At 45.7% G+C, this 17,499-nt stretch carries 18 protein-coding genes; 13 read left to right on the forward strand and 5 right to left on the reverse strand.

The annotated features are described in order from the left end of the window. Positions 1 to 4: 4 nt before the first annotated feature. Complete coding sequence (locus GJS45_RS20740; RefSeq protein ID WP_162343796.1) at positions 5 to 610, reverse strand: hypothetical protein; 606 nt, start codon at positions 608 to 610, stop codon at positions 5 to 7. 209 nt (positions 611 to 819) lie between these two features. On the opposite strand from GJS45_RS20740, the gene pdeM reads away from it, so the two are divergent. The 12 genes from pdeM (at position 820) to GJS45_RS20800 (ending at position 12,042) form a co-directional block, all read left to right on the forward strand. Next, positions 820 to 1,503, forward strand: a complete 684-nt coding sequence (gene pdeM, locus GJS45_RS20745) for a ligase-associated DNA damage response endonuclease PdeM (protein WP_162343797.1) — start codon at positions 820 to 822, stop codon at positions 1,501 to 1,503. Positions 1,504 to 1,545: 42 nt separating this feature from the next. Beyond that, on the forward strand, positions 1,546 to 2,436 hold the full coding sequence (locus GJS45_RS20750; RefSeq protein WP_162343798.1) for a cell division protein FtsX: 891 nt from the start codon (positions 1,546 to 1,548) through the stop codon (positions 2,434 to 2,436). Between the two features lie 4 nt (positions 2,437 to 2,440). Further along, positions 2,441 to 2,647 carry a DUF3098 domain-containing protein gene (locus GJS45_RS20755; RefSeq protein WP_162343799.1) on the forward strand — a complete coding sequence of 69 codons (207 nt, stop codon included), beginning with the start codon at positions 2,441 to 2,443 and terminating at the stop codon, positions 2,645 to 2,647. Continuing rightward, entirely contained in the window at positions 2,647 to 3,441 is a 795-nt protein-coding gene (locus GJS45_RS20760) for an undecaprenyl-diphosphate phosphatase (protein ID WP_162343800.1), read from the forward strand. Before GJS45_RS20755 ends, GJS45_RS20760 begins: the two co-directional genes overlap by 1 nt. Next, complete coding sequence (gene truB, locus GJS45_RS20765) at positions 3,441 to 4,130, forward strand: tRNA pseudouridine(55) synthase TruB (protein WP_162343801.1); 690 nt, start codon at positions 3,441 to 3,443, stop codon at positions 4,128 to 4,130. Before GJS45_RS20760 ends, truB begins: the two co-directional genes overlap by 1 nt. Further along, a complete protein-coding gene (locus GJS45_RS20770; protein ID WP_162343802.1) occupies positions 4,117 to 5,070 on the forward strand; it encodes a bifunctional riboflavin kinase/FAD synthetase in 954 nt (317 codons plus the stop codon). Before truB ends, GJS45_RS20770 begins: the two co-directional genes overlap by 14 nt. Further along, complete coding sequence (locus GJS45_RS20775) at positions 5,060 to 5,755, forward strand: CoA transferase subunit A (RefSeq protein WP_162343803.1); 696 nt, start codon at positions 5,060 to 5,062, stop codon at positions 5,753 to 5,755. Before GJS45_RS20770 ends, GJS45_RS20775 begins: the two co-directional genes overlap by 11 nt. A 9-nt stretch (positions 5,756 to 5,764) precedes the next feature. Beyond that, positions 5,765 to 6,427, forward strand: a complete 663-nt coding sequence (locus GJS45_RS20780) for a 3-oxoacid CoA-transferase subunit B (RefSeq protein WP_162343804.1) — start codon at positions 5,765 to 5,767, stop codon at positions 6,425 to 6,427. Between the two features lie 64 nt (positions 6,428 to 6,491). Continuing rightward, a complete protein-coding gene (gene gldC / locus GJS45_RS20785) occupies positions 6,492 to 6,830 on the forward strand; it encodes a gliding motility protein GldC (protein WP_162343805.1) in 339 nt (112 codons plus the stop codon). 242 nt (positions 6,831 to 7,072) lie between these two features. After that, the gene (locus GJS45_RS20790) at positions 7,073 to 9,961 is read left to right on the forward strand and encodes a TonB-dependent receptor (protein WP_162343806.1); all 2,889 of its coding nucleotides are present in this window, start codon (positions 7,073 to 7,075) and stop codon (positions 9,959 to 9,961) included. Positions 9,962 to 9,972: 11 nt separating this feature from the next. After that, positions 9,973 to 11,445 carry a hypothetical protein gene (locus GJS45_RS20795; RefSeq protein WP_162343807.1) on the forward strand — a complete coding sequence of 491 codons (1,473 nt, stop codon included), beginning with the start codon at positions 9,973 to 9,975 and terminating at the stop codon, positions 11,443 to 11,445. 3 nt (positions 11,446 to 11,448) lie between these two features. Continuing rightward, complete coding sequence (locus GJS45_RS20800) at positions 11,449 to 12,042, forward strand: nucleotidyltransferase family protein (protein WP_162343808.1); 594 nt, start codon at positions 11,449 to 11,451, stop codon at positions 12,040 to 12,042. Here GJS45_RS20800 and GJS45_RS20805 read toward each other — a convergent pair. The 3 genes from GJS45_RS20805 to GJS45_RS20815 all read right to left on the reverse strand — a co-directional run bounded on the left by GJS45_RS20805 (position 12,039) and on the right by GJS45_RS20815 (position 15,632). After that, the gene (locus GJS45_RS20805; RefSeq protein WP_162343809.1) at positions 12,039 to 13,361 is read right to left on the reverse strand and encodes a sugar MFS transporter; all 1,323 of its coding nucleotides are present in this window, start codon (positions 13,359 to 13,361) and stop codon (positions 12,039 to 12,041) included. The two genes, GJS45_RS20800 and GJS45_RS20805, sit on opposite strands and share 4 nt — an antisense overlap. A gap of 12 nt (positions 13,362 to 13,373) precedes the next feature. Continuing rightward, positions 13,374 to 14,129 (reverse strand): glucosamine-6-phosphate deaminase, encoded by a 756-nt coding sequence (locus GJS45_RS20810; RefSeq protein ID WP_162343810.1) that lies wholly within the window; start codon positions 14,127 to 14,129, stop codon positions 13,374 to 13,376. A 99-nt stretch (positions 14,130 to 14,228) separates the two neighbouring features. Next, a complete protein-coding gene (locus GJS45_RS20815) occupies positions 14,229 to 15,632 on the reverse strand; it encodes a Gfo/Idh/MocA family protein (protein WP_162343811.1) in 1,404 nt (467 codons plus the stop codon). 171 nt (positions 15,633 to 15,803) lie between these two features. Between GJS45_RS20815 and GJS45_RS20820 the strand changes: the two genes are divergently transcribed. Then, positions 15,804 to 16,970, forward strand: a complete 1,167-nt coding sequence (locus tag GJS45_RS20820) for an acyltransferase family protein (protein WP_162343812.1) — start codon at positions 15,804 to 15,806, stop codon at positions 16,968 to 16,970. On the opposite strand, the gene GJS45_RS20825 is transcribed toward GJS45_RS20820, so the two are convergent. Further along, positions 16,967 to 17,437 carry a GAF domain-containing protein gene (locus GJS45_RS20825; RefSeq protein ID WP_202928145.1) on the reverse strand — a complete coding sequence of 157 codons (471 nt, stop codon included), beginning with the start codon at positions 17,435 to 17,437 and terminating at the stop codon, positions 16,967 to 16,969. The two genes, GJS45_RS20820 and GJS45_RS20825, sit on opposite strands and share 4 nt — an antisense overlap. Positions 17,438 to 17,499 lie beyond the last annotated feature (62 nt).

Consider the following 17,499-nt stretch of genomic DNA (forward strand, 5'->3'; position numbering starts at 1 on the left):
CAATCTACCAAAACCTCACCCGAAGACCGGCGGTCTGAGTCACCAGGTGATTCCATTTGGAGGAAGGGCTGCCCCAGCTTGGTTGGGGTCCAAAATACTTACCTAAATCGTATTGCAATTTGTAGTAGAGGACGATATAACGATTTATTTCAAAGTTGACTCCCCCATTGGGAGCAATGATTCCTCGGGTAAAGAGTTGGGTAGAATTGGTTTCCGAGGACATCATTGGCTGGTCGCTTTGAAGTGTTGTAAAAGAAAACCCTGCGTCGGCTCCATAAAAAAAGGAGAAATAATCATTGTAATAATAGTCGTACCGAAAAGTGGCTTTGGTTTCCACAATTTGTTGAGATTGACCAACACCTTCCGTATCTGACCGATGCATTCTGAAAACGCCCACATTGACCCCCCAGGCAATCATATTCGCTGAAAATGGTGCCTGTTCCTGCCGGGCGGCTCCCATTTCAAAGCCAAAAACGGGAGCATATAGCTGACGCTGTTTACCCAATAAAGACTTGTAGGTCATCCCAGCACTAAGCTCCAATTCCTGAGCATGACCCATTGATCCCGTCAGAAATACCAAAAGGAATGCGATTATTGAAAGTACCTTCATAGACAGATGTCGATTACACGTTAGTTTTGGGTTTGGATTACTCACATTGCATGAATACTGTTTTCCGCACATGCAATTTTTATTCCAAAAACATATAATCCAGAGAAGATTGGGAGGAGGTGATGGCCACTTTTAAAGACGAACATTGGTTTTCCTTTTCCTATCATCACTTTTCCGCTTACCTTTGAAGCTGAATCGGGAGATGAGCATTGACCAAAGAAACAAAAGAACATTGCACCTGGCAGTGGCGGGGGAAGCAGCTGCACTTGCTTAAAGAAAAAGCCCTTTGGCTGGCGGAAGAAAAATGCCTTTTGGTGGCAGATACTCATTTCGGAAAGGCAGGCCATTTTCGAAAATCGGGTATTCCTATCCCAGAATCCGTACACGGGGAAGATTTCACTAACATGCAGCGATTAATAGTTGCCTACAAGCCCAGGAAATTTATTTTTTTAGGTGATTTGTTTCATAGCGAGTACAACCAATCCTGGGTTCAGATTCTTGACTTCATGAAATTAAATGATGCCGTTTCCTTTCACTTAATCAAGGGGAATCATGATGTTTTGCCGGAAGAATTGTACCAAAACAGTCCATTCACCATCCATTCAGAGTGCCTGGTTTTGGGCAAGCTATTGTTAAGCCACGAGCCTCAGGATCAAATTCCGGAAGGATATCTAAACGTTTGCGGCCACCTGCATCCCGGGGTTAGCATCAAGGGTAAAAGCAAGCAGCGAATTAGTTTACCTTGCTTTTTCTACAGGGAAAATTGCCTGGTGATGCCCGCTTTTGGTAAGTTTACCGGTTTAATGACGATTGCTCAGGACAAAGCTGCCTGTATCATGGTGACCACAGGGGAGGCAGTGATTCCAATCAAATTAAATAATAAGGTTGGTTAAGTAAATTTACCTGATTAATTTTGATTCGAATATGTACCTGTCATGAGCGGAAAACCAAGAAAAAAAACAAGGCTGGGGAGCTATAAATTTGCCAGTGTGCTTTTCAGCATTACCCTTTCGTTGCTGATGATTGGGATTTTCGGTGTCGTCATGATTCAGGCCAAAAAGCTGACCACCCTGATCAGGGAAAATATAGAGGTACAAGTTTTCCTAGCCAAAAACGTACAAAAGGATGCTATTGATCAAATGCTCCGGCAAATAGAAAATAAACCTTATGTACTCAGAAGAGCAGAAGAGCCGGTGATGCACTTTACGTCAAAAGAGGATGCCGCCAGCCTTTTTCTGGAGGAAGTGGGAGAAGATTTTACGCAATTTCTGGATGAAAACCCACTGAGAGACTCCTTTACCTTTTCCATTAACGAAGATTTTCAGACTTCGGAGGGAATTGCTACCATTGTAGGGGAATTGGAAGCGATCCCTGGTGTTTTTGAAGTTACCTACATGCAGGATATGGTCGCCTCTATCAATGAGAACTTATTGAAGGTAAGCCTGATAATGGGGACGCTGATAGTGATCTTATTGGTGACCGTAGTGATCTTAATTAGTAATACGATTAAGTTGGCATTATTTTCCCAGCGTTTTTTGATCCGAAGCATGCAACTGGTCGGCGCTACCAAGAGTTTTATCAGGCGCCCGTTTTTATGGCGCTCATTTCTTTACGGGGCGTTGGCGGGCATATTGGCATCCGGGATCATTTTTGGCTTGATGCAATATGGGAAAAATTTTATTGAAGGGCTTCAATTACTATACGATGCGGAATTATTAGCCTTACTTTTCGGAAGTTTGATTTTATTGGGGGCCTTTATGTCCTGGATTAGCACCTTTCGGTCTATAAACAAATACCTGAATATGTCCCTGGACGAATTATATTAACACTATGAAAAATAACCATTTGCCTTTTAGAAAAAGAAATTACCAGTTAATGTTGACTGGCATTGCGATTATCGTGTTGGGTTTTGTCATCATGGGATTGGATCAGCAGCCACATGGATTCGGTTTTATGGGATTAACGTTAGGCCCGATCGTAGTACTGTCCGGATTCCTCTTTCAATTTTACGCCATCTTTTATAAAAAGAACAATTAATGACATTCTTTGAAGCAGTAATTCTGGGCATCGTTCAGGGGCTGACCGAATTTTTACCTGTTTCCTCCAGTGGCCATTTGGAGATTGCCTCTGCCCTTCTTGGGGGAGATTCTGTTCCTGAGGAAAGTTTACTTTTTACAGTGGTGGTCCATTTTGCCACCGCACTGAGCACCCTGGTGGTTTTCAGAAAAGATGTCTATGAGATCATTCGAGGGCTATTCCAATTTCAAAACAACGAAGAAACGCAGTTTTCTTTCAAAATAATTTTGTCCATGATTCCGGCGGTTTGCATTGGATTGTTTTTTGAGGAGGAATTGGAACAGCTTTTTGGAGGAAAGGTGGTTTTCGTGGGGTTTATGTTGTTGGTAACGGCCTTACTACTATTTCTGGCCGATCGCGCAAAAAGTACCGGAAAGCCGGTATCCTACCTCCATGCCCTTATTATTGGACTTGCCCAAGCGTTCGCCATGCTACCGGGAATATCTCGCTCCGGGGCTACCATATCCACTTCTGTGATGTTGGGGATCGATAAAAACCGGGCTGCTCGCTTTTCTTTTTTGATGGTGGTTCCCTTGATTTTGGGGAAAATCGGAAAAGACATTCTCGATGGAGCCCTTAGTTATCAAAACGAGCAATTTGGAACCATGGTGGTGGCTTTTTTAGCTGCCTTCATTGCTGGAATGGTCGCCTGCACCTGGATGATTCAATTGGTACGAAGAAGTAAGCTTAGTTATTTTTCGGTGTATTGTACCATTGTAGGCCTTTTGGCCATACTCTCTGGCTGGGTATTTTGATGGGGCCGAAAGACCAAGCATATGGAGCCGTATTTTTAGTCAACAAACCTTACCGGTGGACCTCCTTCGATGTGGTCAAAAAAATCAGAAATGCGCTTAAGGTAAAAAAAGTAGGCCATGCCGGCACGCTGGATCCGCTGGCTACCGGGCTGCTGATCATCTGTGCGGGAAAAGAAACTAAAAACATTGAAGGGTATCAGGCCCAGGAAAAAGAATACGAGGGAAGCTTTGTTTTGGGCAATACCACCGAGTCATTTGACCTGGAACGAGCAGTAGTGGAAGTGGCAGATCCTTCTTTTTTGGATGAAGCTGCTATTCTACGGGCTGCCGAAGCACTCACCGGGGAAATCATGCAAATTCCTCCCAGTCACTCAGCCATCAAAAAAGATGGGAAAAGGGTTTATGAATCTGCCCGAAAAGGAATTACTGTTACATTAGACCCCAGGCCAGTGACGGTTAAGACATTCGAAGTGGTCCGCATTTCCCTTCCGGAAGTGCATTTCCGGATACAGTGTTCCAAAGGAACCTATATCCGAAGTTTGGCCCGGGATATGGGGGAAATATTGGGGGTAGGTGCTTACCTATCTTCTCTAAAACGAACCGCAATCGGTGAGTTCAGGCTGGAAAATGCCTGGGAATTGGATGAATTGGTAGAAAAAATCAATAAAGAGCGAAATGAAAATTTATAAATCTCTTGATGATTTTCCAGTAGTGACGCGTCCCGTAGTCACCATAGGTACCTTTGACGGCGTTCATCTCGGCCATCAAAAAATCCTCAAAAGAATTCATAAAATCGCCCAAAAAATGGATGGGGAAACCGTCCTGGTGACTTTTTGGCCGCATCCCCGGATGGTATTGTTTCCGGAAGAGCACGGTATTAAGTTGCTAAGCACTTTTGAAGAAAAATCCCGCTTACTGGCTTCTTATGGAATAGACCATTTGTTATTCATTCCATTTACGAAGGATTTTTCAAAAATGCCCTCTGAAGAATTTATCCGTTCGGTGCTAGTAGAAAAGATTCGGACAAAAATTTTGGTAATCGGTTACGACCATCGATTTGGAAAAGGTAGGGAGGGAAGTTTTGAGCATTTGAAAGCCCGGCAAAAGGACTATGATTTTGAATTGGAGGAAATCCCGCGGCAGGACATCGATAATGTCGGTATTAGCAGTACCAAAATAAGAAGAGCACTGGAGTCGGGTGATATTGCCACCGCCAATGAATTTCTTGGAAAACCGTATTTTCTGGAAGGCGTGGTCATTCGTGGAGATCAAATCGGCCGTACGCTGGGATTTCCTACTGCCAATATCAAAATGGAAGAACCGGACAAGCTGATTCCTATGGATGGGGCCTATCTTGTTCGTGTAAATACAGGATCTGAGAGCTTTGGAGGAATGCTGAATATAGGCAAAAGGCCTACTGTTTCGGGTGAAGCTAAAAACATAGAAGTGAACATATTAAATTTCGACGGTGATTTATATGGAAAAACCATTGAAGTTGCGTTTCTGGAATTTTTGAGGCCAGAAAAAAAATTCGGAAATTTAGAGGCCTTGAAAGATCAATTGCAAAAAGACCGACAACAAGCGCTCGCCTATTTCGGACCGGATAAAATCAAACCGCATGATAAATAAAGAAGTAAGAGATGCCGAAGATGCCATCAGGGACATCACCGATGGATCGGTGCTCCTTTTGGGAGGTTTTGGGCTTTGCGGCATTCCGGAAGCAGGAATACAGGCACTTGTCAGAAAAAATCTAAAAGGGCTTACCTGTATCTCCAATAATGCAGGTGTCGATGATTTTGGTGTTGGCTTGTTGCTGAAAAAACGAATGATCAAGAAGCTGATCGCCAGCTATGTCGGTGAGAATAAAGAATTCGAAGACCAGTATCGGGCGGGTGAACTGGAGCTGGAACTCATCCCGCAGGGGACGCTGGCCGAACGCATTCGTGCCGGGGGTGCAGGAATCCCTGCTTTTTTCACCCCGGCAGGCATTGGTTCTGAATTGGCAGAAGGAAAAGAAATCCGCGAATTTGACGGCCGGTTGTACTTGCTGGAACGCTGGATCAAGGCAGATTTTGCCCTGGTCAAAGCCTGGAAAGGAGACACGGCCGGGAATTTGATTTACAAGGGTACGGCCAGAAACTTCAATCCTTTGATGGCAGCTGCGGGAAAGATAACCATAGCAGAGGTGGAGCAACTAGTGCCTGCCGGCGAGCTGGATCCGAATCAAATTCACACCCCGGGAATTTATGTTCAGCGCATATTTCAGGGAGCCGGTTATGAAAAAAGAATTGAAAACATCACCGTTTCTCCGTAATTTTTACCCATGCTTAGCAAAGAACAAATAGCCCGCCGAATAGCCAGAGAAATTAAAGATGGACAGTACATCAATTTGGGGATTGGCATCCCTACGCTGGTCGCTAATTACATACCCGACCACCTACAGGTAGTCCTCCAATCTGAAAATGGACTGTTGGGTATCGGTCCCTATCCGCAGTCTTCGGACATCAATCCTGACCTGGTCAATGCCGGCAAAGAAACCATCTCCATGGTCAAGGGTTCCTCTTTGTTCGATTCGGCTGATGCTTTTGCCATGATCCGGGGAGGGCATATAGACATGGCGATTTTGGGGGCACTTGAAGTGTCCGAAAATGGAGATATCAGCAACTGGAAAATAACTTCCGGACTCATAAAAGGAGTGGGCGGAGCCCTGGATCTGGTAGCTTCAGATGCCAAACTACTGGTGGCCATGCTACATTGCCACAAAGACGGTAGTTCCAAATTGCTTAAACAATGCAAATTCCCCGTAACCGGCGTACGTTGCGTACATAAGATTTTTACAGACCTGGGCGTATTTAGCATTCTTCCCGAAGGTGGATTCAAACTACTGGAACGCGCACCGGGTGTGGATCCGGATGAGATCCGAAATAAAACCGAGGGAAGGTTGGTCATCAAGGGTGAAATTCCTGAAATGACGGGCTTTCAATAATAATCCTATCCAACTTTCGCTATTCTTTGTTAGTTTTGCCTCCTCAAAAGGTAAACGTACAAAAATGAAAAAATCCGAAATCAAATTCACTGTATCCCTGGACGATAAAAACCTCCCTAAAAGTATTGAATGGGATGCTTCTGATAAAGAAGCGGAAGGAATGGAATCCACCAGAAGCATTAGCGTGAATGTTTGGGATAACTTAAATCAAAGCACCTTGCGAATCGATCTCTGGACCAATGAAATGTCAGTGGCCGAAATGAAGCGTTTCTACATCGATATCTTAGGTGGCATGGGCCAAACCATCCTGAACAGTACCGGAGACGAGTATTTTTCAGAAGAAATCAAAGCACTTTGCGACCGCTTGGTCACGCATGTCAACGAAGAAAACAAATCAAAGTAAGGTACCAAAAAGCCCCAAAATTCGAAGCCCCTGTTTTTTTGGGGCTTTTTTATTCCCCTCAGGATTCACCTACATTAAAACTATATTGGATTTTTATTACCTTAAGCGAATGCTTTTCGTTAAACAATCAAAAGACCAATTGTAAATTAATACTCAAATTATTCAATTGTTTGGATAATTTTAAGGGGACTATCAGAATAAGATCTATAAAAAAGTAAATTTTAACCCTAGCTCATCATGTCATGAAAAACGTTACAATGTATTTCAGGCCAGGCTTTTGGTCGCTAATTCTGGGGTTTTTCATTTCTTTTTCCCAATTAAACGCCCAAAGTACCACCTCTATTTCGGGAAAAGTGACGGAATCCGAAACCAACGAAGCGTTAATAGGAGTCAACATACTGGTAAAAGGGAAGGTTATCGGAACCATCACAGACCTAAATGGTGATTTTAACTTAACCATCAATCAGCCCCCACCTCTAACCCTCGTATTTTCAATGATCGGTTTTGCCAGCCAGGAAATTCAAATTACCGAAAATGAGGTTACCGGCCTACAGGTTGAATTAGAAGAACAAACCATGCTGGGGCAGGAAGTAGTGGTTTCCGCCTCCAGGGTAGAAGAAAGCATTCTCCAGTCCCCGGTGACCATTGAGAAGATGGACATACTGGACATCCGGGAAACCGCCAGTGATACTTACTATAAAGCCATTGCCAATCTCAAGGGAGTGGACGTTACCAGCACCTCCATCAATTTTCAGATCCTAAATGCCCGGGGTTTCAATTCCACGGGTAATACCCGATTTGTCCAACTGACGGATGGCATGGATACCCAGGCGCCTGCCTTAAATTTCCCCATTGGAAACCTCAACGGACCTTCAGAATTGGATGTGGAAAGTGTGGAATTTATCCCGGGAGCCGCTTCTGCCCTTTACGGCCCCAATGCCTTTAACGGTATTTTGTTAATCAACAGCAAGAGCCCTTTTGAATACCAGGGCCTAAGTGCCTTCTACAAGCAGGGCATCAACCATATAGGAGGAAGAGCAGGAGAACCTGCTTCCCCCCAACCCATGTTTGAGGGCTCCATTCGGTATGCCAAGACCTTTAATAACAAATGGGCCTTTAAAATAAGTGCTTCCTTTATGGAAGCAGAAGACTGGTACGGAACGGACCAGACCGATCTCAATCAGGGAGCACAAGGAGACCTACCCTTCAACCCGGGGGAAAATCGGGTGCATGTGTTTGGGGATGAGGTGGCCAATAATATCGGATTACTGAGAAATGTGGGGGCCATTCAGCAACAAGCCAATGCATTGGGATTGGGGGGCTATATTGGCAGCATTCCAGATCAGGTCGTGTCGCGAACAGGTTACGACGAACGCGACCTGGTAGACTATGGGGCCAAAAACTACAAAGTAAGCGGTGCCCTTCATTTCCGGGTAAATGACAAGGCAGAATTATCCTATACGCTGAATTACGGTTCCGGAACTTCCGTTTATACGGGAGCTCAGCGTTACTCATTGAATAATTTTAACATCACGCAACATAAACTGGAGTTAACGACAGACAGCTATTTTGTGAGAGCCTACACCACGCGGGAAGATTCCGGGGACTCCTACATTGCCGACCTGACGGGAGTTAATATCAACGATCAATGGAAGGGCAATGCCCAGTGGTTTGGAGAATATACCTTGAATTACATCGGTGCCCTTGCCCTGCAGCAGGTAGCTCCCGGCAGCATGGGAACAGCCAGCCAGCAAACGGAAGCCCATCGGTTTGCCAGGAACCAGGCCGATCAAGGCAGGTTCCTACCAGGATCGGATGAATTTGAAAATGCAGAGAGGAACATTCGTGCAGACTTTATCCCGCAGGGATCTTTGTTCAATGACCGCTCCCGGATGTATATGACTGAAGGACAATACAATTTCAAAAATGAAATTGATTTTATGGACCTTCAGGTAGGTGCCTCTTATCGGGTTTATGACTTAAGGTCCAACGGGACGATATTTGCCGACGTGGAAGGCAATGATATTTCGGTGACCGAATTTGGTGGCTATGCGCAAGGGTCCAAGCGGGTTTTGCAGGAAAAGTTAAAAATTACCGCTTCGGTCCGATACGACAAGAATGAGAATTTTGATGGCCAGTTTAGTCCCCGGATTTCAGGGGTGTTTACAGAGGGAAACAGCAACTTTCGGCTTTCTTACCAAACAGGGTTTCGAATGCCTAGCACCCAGGCACAACATATTGATTTAAATGTGGTTTCCGCACGATTGATTGCTGGCTTACCCTACTACAGAGAAAAATACAATGTGTTTGAAAATGCTTTTTCCCTTGCTTCTGTTCAGGAGTATACAGAAGCGGTGGCAGCTGGAGCAAGTCCGGTAGCTGCCTCCGCCACCAACTTATTGGAGCAAGTGACGGATTTACCGGCACTCAGGCCAGAAAAAGTCAATTCCATTGAGGTGGGTTATAAAGGACTACTAGCCGACAATCGCTTATTGATTGACCTCGCTTATTACTACAATAGTTACAATGATTTTATATCTCAAACAGCTATACGCAAAGCCCCGGGCCCAGTGTATCCGGGAGCTTCACCCGCTACCGATCAGGGCGCTATCAATGCCATCAATGCCCCTACGCTATTGACACCCGTCACCATCCCCGGTCAGGAAAACACCTTTCAAACCTACACCAATATCGTTGATCGGGAGGTAGAGGCCCATGGAGCGGTTATTGGCCTCACATACAACTTGCCTAATAATTACAGCATTGGAGGAAACTACAATTTCAACCGCATGATCACCGCTTTCGAGGAAGGATTCTTATCCGAATTCAACACCCCTGAGCACAAATACAACATTACCTTCGGCAACCGAAAACTCACTGAAAACCTGGGTTTTAATGTCGCCTACAGGTACCAAACAGCATTTCGTTGGGAATCCTCCTTTGCCCAAGGGGACGTCCCGGAAGTACATAATGTCGATGCACAGGTATCGTATAAGCTAAAGCAATTAAAATCGGTCGTAAAACTGGGCGGGTCGAACGTTTTCAACAACCGTTATTTTCTGAATTTCGGTGGGCCTACCATTGGGGCCATTTACTACCTTTCCATCACTTTTGATGAATTGCTAAATTAAACCCTGGAAAAATGAAACGGACTGAAAATTTCCTGTATTTAGTAGCCTTTCTTTTGTTAGGTGCCTGTGATGGTTTTTATGAGTTCCCGGAAATAGAAAATCCCGAACCAAGCCCCGGGCAAGTCGATTTCAGTAAAACCATTGCGATTGGAAGCTCGGTCACTGCCGGCGTTATGGACGGTGCCCTGTATAATCGGGCCCAACAAAATTCTTATGCGGTCATTTTGGCAGAACAGCTAAAAGAAGCTGGCGGAGGAGAATTCAATCTTCCGGATGTGGATGCTGAGGTGGGGTCTTATGTTTTAAGCCCTCCCGGTACCACCATCGGTAGGCTGATATTAAGGGTAGACCCCAATTCCGGTTCCGTCATCCCCTCTCCGATCGTTCCAGGAAATCCCCTGCTTCTGTTTGAAGGAAACCGGGCAGAAATCAACAATTTTGGGGTGAATGGAATGAATTTGGCGGCCGCCTTGTCCCCGGAAACCGGTAATATAAATGCACCGGAACATCCCTTGTTTAACCTCCATTATGCTCGTTTTGCGAGCAACCCGGGCACCTCCACCTTGGTAGCTGATGCCGCCGCAGCATTGGCAGATGGCGGTACTTTCCTGGTTTTCTGGCTAGGTAAAAATGATGTCCTGCCTTATGCACTCCAGGGAGGGTCCAACCCTGCCCTATTGCCAGCGGACGAAACCTTTGAGCAACTATACAACACTGCCCTGAGTACCCTGCTTCAGGCCAATCCGGATGCCAAAGGAGTCGTTGCAAACATTCCCAGTTTAAACAGCCTTCCTTTTTTCAGCACCATAAGCTGGAACGCTCTACCCCTAAACCAAAGTTTGGCGGGTTTGGCCAATGGCGCTTATACTCAATACAACCAGGCCTTGAATGAGGTGGCGCAAGCCGGGTTGATCACCGATACTGAAAGAAACCTGCGGACCATTGCTTTTCAACCTGGCTTTAACGGTTTTGTAATGGAGGACAAAACCCTGACCGACCTGAGTGCTTCGGGTATCCCCTCTATTCGGCTAAGCAACGCCAACGACAAGGTAGCCTTGACGCTTGCCACGGTCCTGGGTGAACCCGTAGGAGGTAATAACACGGCCATCAGGGGCGTGATGGTTCCTGTTGGAGATCAGTACGTGCTCCTGCCCTCCGAACAAGCTATTTTGGAAGAAAAAATCAATACCTTCAATGGGTTCATTGAAGCGGCTGTTGCGTCACAGAGCGATCGCCTTGTCCTGGTGGATGTCAAGGCATTTTTAGATCAGGTGGCCGCTGGAAATGTCAATGCGGGATCGGTACCGCTGTCCAATTCTATCGTACCTCCGAACGGTGGTTTTTCGGTGGACGGCGTGCATACCAATGCCCGCGCCAATGCTTTTCTTGCCAATTACTTTATTGAGGCCATTGAGGCCAAATGGGGAAGCACCATTCCAAAGGTTAATCCCAACGCCTTCATGGGAAATGATTTGCCCAGATAGCCTATGGTAACGGGTATTGTCATTCTTGCAGCGGGAAATTCAAGCCGGTTGGGGCATCCCAAACAGCTGGTGGAATTCCAGGGAAGTTCGTTATTAGAAAACACCATAAAAATGGCTCTGGAACTGCATGTGGGGCCAGTTATGGTGGTCGAGGGGGCTTATACCTTTGACCTGTCTGTTGAGCCAGGGTTGCATACCATCCGAAACAACGAGTGGAAAAGAGGTATGGGTAGCTCCATCAAACTGGGGTTGGCTTCTCTTGAGAAAATCGCCACCATCGATCAGCTCCTTATACTTCTGTCCGATCAGCCGTTGATCACCACAACTCATCTAAAAGCCCTATTGGATAAAAAAAAGGAAACGGCCCTCCCTATGATCGCTTCCTTTTATAAAAGAGTCCCAGGGGTGCCCGCTCTTTTTGATAAAAGTTGTTTTTCCAGTTTGCTTTCACTCGAAGACAAACAGGGCGCTAAAAACATATTTCAAACCCATCCGGAGCAGGTTGGGCTGGTATCGCTTGAAGTTGCAAAGATTGACATCGATACGCAGGATGACCTACGGGCATTAAATAGTTCCAATTGGAGTCATTTTGACTAAGCCCGGCTCCATTTTCTGATCCGGTATCCTTTAAAGGCATAAAACATGAGATACAGATAGCAGGGAACCAGTACCCAATAAGCCTCTCTTAATCCCGCCGTATCTGCAAAATACCCATACACCATGGGCAGGATCGCATTGCCGCACAGTCCCATTATCAAAATGGAAGCTCCCAGTTTGGTGAATTTTCCTAATCCGTCCAACGCCAGAGGCCATATTCCTGCCCAAACCAGGGAGTTTGCCAGTCCAAGCAACACCACAAACCAGATGGAAATGTCTACCTCCATTCCCAAAAATGAAACCGCTCCTCCCCACCATACGATACAAAAGGTAAACAACAGCCCCATGGTGGTAAAAGCTTTAAGTACCGTCACCTGTGAAAGGAATTTGGGAATAACGATGATGCCAAAAATATAGCCTGCAATCATGGCTGCCAGGGTATAGGACGGAAACACTTTGGCATCCAGCAAAGAAATATCCATGGAAATCGCATAGCTCATAATGGTATCGATCGCAATCACCTGCGTGCCTACATGTAAGAAAATGGCTACAGCACCTAATATCAAATGGGGAAACTGAAGAATATAAGACTTGCTGGCATTCGCCTGAGAGATTGTTTCATTTTCTGCTTCGGTATTGATCTCCGGTAAAGGGGATATTCTCACCAAAATACCCAAAAGCACCAGCACCGTGCCCACGATCGCATAGGGCACCATGACCCTGCGGACCAATTCATCCAGAAAACTTTCTCTTTCAGAAGCTTCCATAAGGGGCAACTGTGAAATGATTTGATCGTCTGAAACCCGGAGAATGACGGCTGCAAATATCAAAGGGGCCAATATTCCAGCCCCTTTGTTTAAGATTCCCATGATGCTTATCCGTTGGGCGGCACTCTCTTTTGGTCCCAAAATCGTGATGTAAGGATTTGCAGCCGTCTGCAACACCGCCAATCCCGCACCTATCAAAAACAGTCCCAACAGAAAGAGCTCGTAGGTACGGACCATTGCTGCCGGCAAAAACACAAAGGCACCCAACGCCATGACCCAAAAACCGACCATCATTCCCTTTTTAAAGCCTACCGCTTTAAGCAAATAAGAGGCTGGCACCGAGAAAATAAAGTAGGAGATATAGAAAGCAAAGGCTACCAGATAGGACTGGAAATTATTCAGCTCACAGGCTATTTTGAAATACGGTATCAAAATGGCATTCACCCAGGAAACGAATCCAAAGATGAAAAACAAGCCCCCGATAATGGCAATGGATTGATAGGTTTGCCGTTGGTTGAGCGTTCCGATTTCTACGGTTTGGGTTTTGGGCATGGTGGGGTTTGGCTATTCGTTTACAGCAGTGGATGAATCCAGAAGGGAGGCAGATGCTTCATCCAGGTACAGGGAACAATCCGGATGCTCCTGAAGAATGCTGGCAGGGAAATCCGGACTAGGTTCATTTTCCAGGCAGGACTTCACTGCCGCTGCTTTCCGGGAATCCGGTACGGAACAAATAATTTTTTTAGACTTCATGATCTGCCGTATGGACATGCTGATCGCCCGGGTGGGAACAGCATTCAGGTCCGGAAACCAACCTTCATTAAACTGCTGCTTCCTGCAAGCCTCGTCCAGATCCACCACCAGATACGGCTCCTCGGTGTCAAAGTCGGCAGGCGGATCATTAAAGGCAAGGTGGCCATTTTCACCAATACCCACTAAGGCCACATCAATTGGGTTTTTCCGAATCAATTCCCCCAATCGTTCCGTTTCCTTTATTGGGTCTTTCTCTCCATCTATGAAATGAAAGGCTTTCAAGGGCGCGACTTTTTCGACAAATCGTTCTTTCAGGTATTTCCTAAAGCTGGCTGGATGTGTAATGTCCAAGCCCAGGTATTCGTCCAGGTGAAACATTCTTACTTTCTTCCAATCGATCTCCTGATGCGCCAACAGGCCCTTGATTGTCTCAAACTGGCTGGTTCCGGTGGCCAGAATAATGTTTGCTTCACCTTGATTCTTAATCGCAGATTGGATGGCAAGAGCCGCTTCCTCTCCGGCAGCTTTTCCAAGTTCCGCCGGGGTTTTACGTTTATAAATTTTCATTCAACAATTTTTTTAGGGTTTAGCCTGAAAGTGAGAGAAATTCAATGAATTTCCAAATAGAATTAAATACCTGGTCCTTTTTCTTTGTGAATAACCCTTCTAGGCAGTTAGAATTTTGGTGGTTCCTCCCTTACTCAATTCCACATCTACCGGAGCATTATTTTTCCAGGCACCACGGGTAAAGTCAGGCACATCGATTGCTCCACTCCTATTGGCTACCGACCATTCACTCAATGGTCCTATGGAACTCCATGCTGCGGCATCGTAAACGTCCATATCCAATGGAATTCCATTTCTAAGGCAATCAATCATTCGCCAATCCATCAAAAAATCCATACCACCATGGCCGCCAATTTGCTTGGCCAATTCTCCGATTTTTTTGACGATGGGGGGCTGGTATTTATCTTCCAGGATTTGCATATCCTCTTCTGATAACCAGCCTTCGTGTCCTTCGGAAATTTTGCCCGGCAGCGGATATTTCTGGGCATAGGCATCCGTACCACTGATGGTATGCAGCCTGGAATAGGGTCTGGGAGAAGTGACATCATGCTGTAGCAGGATGGTTCTTCCCTGCTCGGTCTTGATGGTGGTGGTATTCATGTTGCCGCGAAAATTTTTGCCCGCAAACGGCTGGTAAAAGGCATCCTCGGCAGCTAACGCCTTCGCTTTCTTCCCCATCATAAAATCGCGACTGGACACCGAAACAAGATAATCCATCCGATCCCCCCGATTGATATTCATCACCTGCGCCACAGGACCTAATCCATGCGTTGGGTAAAGGCTTCCATTGCGCATGTTTTGCTTAAGCCGCCACATGTCGTAATACTTCGTTTTAGAAAAATTACCCTCCAGGATATCGTGAATATAGGCCCCTTCTCCATGGATAATTTCCCCAAAATATCCCTGTCTCGCCAGGTTCAAGGTCAGCAATTCGAAAAAATCGTAGCAAGTATTTTCCAGCATCATGCAGTGTTTCCGGGTCTTTTCGGAGACTTCCACCAATTGCCAGCATTCATCCAGTGTGATCGCTGCAGGCACCTCGGTGGCAGCATGCTTGCCCTGCTCCATGGCATAGACAGCCATTGGGGTGTGGAGGTACCAGGGGGTTGCAATGTATATCAGATCCAGATCCTCTCGCTCACACATTTCCTTCCAGGCATCTTCTGAACCCGTATAGACAGCAGGGTCGTGAGGAGTTTCTTTGATGCGTTCTTTCACGTGGCTGATTCGCTCCGGCCTTAGATCACATAACGCTGCTATCTCAACCCCCTCTATTTTACTCATTCTGACGACGGCTCCCGGTCCTCTGTTTCCCAGTCCTACAAACCCTATCCTCACTTTGTCCAGGGCGGGCGCGGCGTAACCACTCATATTAAATCCTGCTGGCCTGGCCGGGATATTGCCGGGGTTAGGAGATCCGTTTGATTCTGTAGGCCAGCCGGATAGGGCAGAAAGGCCAGCTAAACTTCCTATTTTAATAAAATCTCTTCGATTCTTTTTCATACCTGTATCTTGTCGTTGATTTCGAAAATATTTCCATCTGTCCTGCGGTTTTTTAAAGATGGAGAAATTAAAAATACTTTTAAATTCCAAATAAATAAAATAAATTGGTAGGAATCCGCCAAATCAAGGGATTTTCGGATATATAACCCCAAATCACCTAATAAAGTAATCATGAGTACTACTACTTCCAGTGAACAACGAAAAGATCCTGAGCTAGGATCGCCAGTATCTTCCGCTCCTTCTTCATCCAAACGTTTACTTTCTATAGATGCCCTAAGGGGATTTGACATGTTATTGATTGCAGGAGGGGGTACTTTTCTCGTCTTGCTTGAAGGAAAGACTGGAATCGGAGCCATCGATTGGATGGCCAACCAACTAACACATCCTGCATGGAATGGCTTTACCTTTTACGATTTTATTTTCCCTTTATTTCTATTTATCGCCGGTGTTTCCCTCACCTTTTCTTTGAATAAGGGAAAGGCTATGGGCTTGCCCAATTCCACCTTGTATCGAAAAACCTTTATCCGTATGCTTATCCTGATACTTTTAGGCATCGTATATAAAAATTCCCCCATCCCCTTTTTCGAACCTTCCCAAATCAGGTTGGGAAGTGTGCTGGGAAGGATTGGCCTGGCGACCTTTGTCGCTACGCTGTTTTACCTGAATATGGATTTTTACAAAAGATTGGCTTCCGGGTTGGGTATCTTATTGCTCTACTACGCAGCTTTGTATTTAATTCCTGTGCCGGGATACGGAGCAGGTGACCTAAGCTTCGAAGGAAACCTGGTCGGCTGGTTTGACAGAACCTTCCTACCAGGCCGATTACTGCAGGGAACCTATGACGAATTGGGTATATTGACCCAACTACCATCACTGTGTTTAACCCTATTTGGGACTCTTGCCGGTGAAATACTAGGTAAAGCCTGGCTGGATAAGCGAAAGGGGCAATATTTGGCAATAGCAGGAGTAGCGGGAATTGCCGTGGGGTTACTTTGGAGCCTGCATTTCCCTATCAATAAGCACCTCTGGACCAGCTCCTTTATCTTGCTGACTACAGGAATGGCCTTTTTGTTTTTACTAATGTTCTATTGGATTATCGATGTGTGGCATATCCGAAAGTGGGCGTTCTTCTTTCAGGTTATCGGACTGAATTCCCTAACCATCTACTTCGCTTACAGTTTCATCGATTTTGGGTATACAAGCAATAAGCTATTTTCAGGACTGTATGCTCCTTTGCCCGAGGATTGGTACCCTGTATTCCAGGCATTTGGGGCATTTCTGTTGGTCTGGGTGTTTCTGTACCTGCTCTACCGACTGAAAATATTCGTAAAAGTCTAGCCCTCGGAATCCTTTACCAATACTGCCATGGAAGCGGCAATAGCCATCAGAGAATCGGTTTCACTTTCGGTGAATTCATAAGGCTCCTTTTTGGCTATTCCCAAGGTCCCGAAAAGTTCGCCGTCTAAAAGCATAGGAGCCGTGATAGCACCCTCCACCTTGGTATCTTTTGCTCCAGGCCGGACCACACCGGAGTCATCCGTCTGAAGGTTGCAAACCTGCACAGCCTCCTTTCGTTCAGCAGCGATCCCGGCCATTCCTTTTCCTACCGGGATTTGGGTCATTTTGGGTAATAAAAAGTCGGGGATTCCTTGCTTTGCCTTTAACTCCAAAATAGTGGTTGTAGGATTCAACACATGCAAGGTACCCGTCACGCAGTCAAATAGCTGTAGCGTTTGTTCCAGCCATTGCTGCCAATCTGGATTGTTGGTTGATTTTATGGATTCAATCAGGTCTTCAGATGTCATGGTTTGGGGAGGTTTATTATTGAATATGCATGCAATATTACGTATTTTCTCCCTTCATTCTG

The sequence above is a fragment of the Cyclobacterium salsum genome (assembly GCF_010119245.1).
Taxonomy (GTDB): domain Bacteria; phylum Bacteroidota; class Bacteroidia; order Cytophagales; family Cyclobacteriaceae; genus Cyclobacterium; species Cyclobacterium salsum.

What these genes read in the sequence shown, in the direction of transcription:
- GJS45_RS20740 (WP_162343796.1), bottom strand. Translation starts at nt 610, where the DNA reads ATGAAGGTACTTTCAATAATCGCATTCCTTTTGGTATTTCTGACGGGA.
- GJS45_RS20750 (WP_162343798.1), top strand. Translation starts at nt 1,546, where the DNA reads ATGAGCGGAAAACCAAGAAAAAAAACAAGGCTGGGGAGCTATAAATTT.
- GJS45_RS20755 (WP_162343799.1), top strand. Translation starts at nt 2,441, where the DNA reads ATGAAAAATAACCATTTGCCTTTTAGAAAAAGAAATTACCAGTTAATG.
- GJS45_RS20760 (WP_162343800.1), top strand. Translation starts at nt 2,647, where the DNA reads ATGACATTCTTTGAAGCAGTAATTCTGGGCATCGTTCAGGGGCTGACC.
- truB (WP_162343801.1), top strand. Translation starts at nt 3,441, where the DNA reads ATGGGGCCGAAAGACCAAGCATATGGAGCCGTATTTTTAGTCAACAAA.
- GJS45_RS20770 (WP_162343802.1), top strand. Translation starts at nt 4,117, where the DNA reads ATGAAAATTTATAAATCTCTTGATGATTTTCCAGTAGTGACGCGTCCC.
- GJS45_RS20775 (WP_162343803.1), top strand. Translation starts at nt 5,060, where the DNA reads ATGATAAATAAAGAAGTAAGAGATGCCGAAGATGCCATCAGGGACATC.
- GJS45_RS20780 (WP_162343804.1), top strand. Translation starts at nt 5,765, where the DNA reads ATGCTTAGCAAAGAACAAATAGCCCGCCGAATAGCCAGAGAAATTAAA.
- gldC (WP_162343805.1), top strand. Translation starts at nt 6,492, where the DNA reads ATGAAAAAATCCGAAATCAAATTCACTGTATCCCTGGACGATAAAAAC.
- GJS45_RS20790 (WP_162343806.1), top strand. Translation starts at nt 7,073, where the DNA reads ATGAAAAACGTTACAATGTATTTCAGGCCAGGCTTTTGGTCGCTAATT.
- GJS45_RS20795 (WP_162343807.1), top strand. Translation starts at nt 9,973, where the DNA reads ATGAAACGGACTGAAAATTTCCTGTATTTAGTAGCCTTTCTTTTGTTA.
- GJS45_RS20800 (WP_162343808.1), top strand. Translation starts at nt 11,449, where the DNA reads ATGGTAACGGGTATTGTCATTCTTGCAGCGGGAAATTCAAGCCGGTTG.
- GJS45_RS20805 (WP_162343809.1), bottom strand. Translation starts at nt 13,361, where the DNA reads ATGCCCAAAACCCAAACCGTAGAAATCGGAACGCTCAACCAACGGCAA.
- GJS45_RS20810 (WP_162343810.1), bottom strand. Translation starts at nt 14,129, where the DNA reads ATGAAAATTTATAAACGTAAAACCCCGGCGGAACTTGGAAAAGCTGCC.
- GJS45_RS20815 (WP_162343811.1), bottom strand. Translation starts at nt 15,632, where the DNA reads ATGAAAAAGAATCGAAGAGATTTTATTAAAATAGGAAGTTTAGCTGGC.
- GJS45_RS20820 (WP_162343812.1), top strand. Translation starts at nt 15,804, where the DNA reads ATGAGTACTACTACTTCCAGTGAACAACGAAAAGATCCTGAGCTAGGA.
- GJS45_RS20825 (WP_202928145.1), bottom strand. Translation starts at nt 17,437, where the DNA reads ATGACATCTGAAGACCTGATTGAATCCATAAAATCAACCAACAATCCA.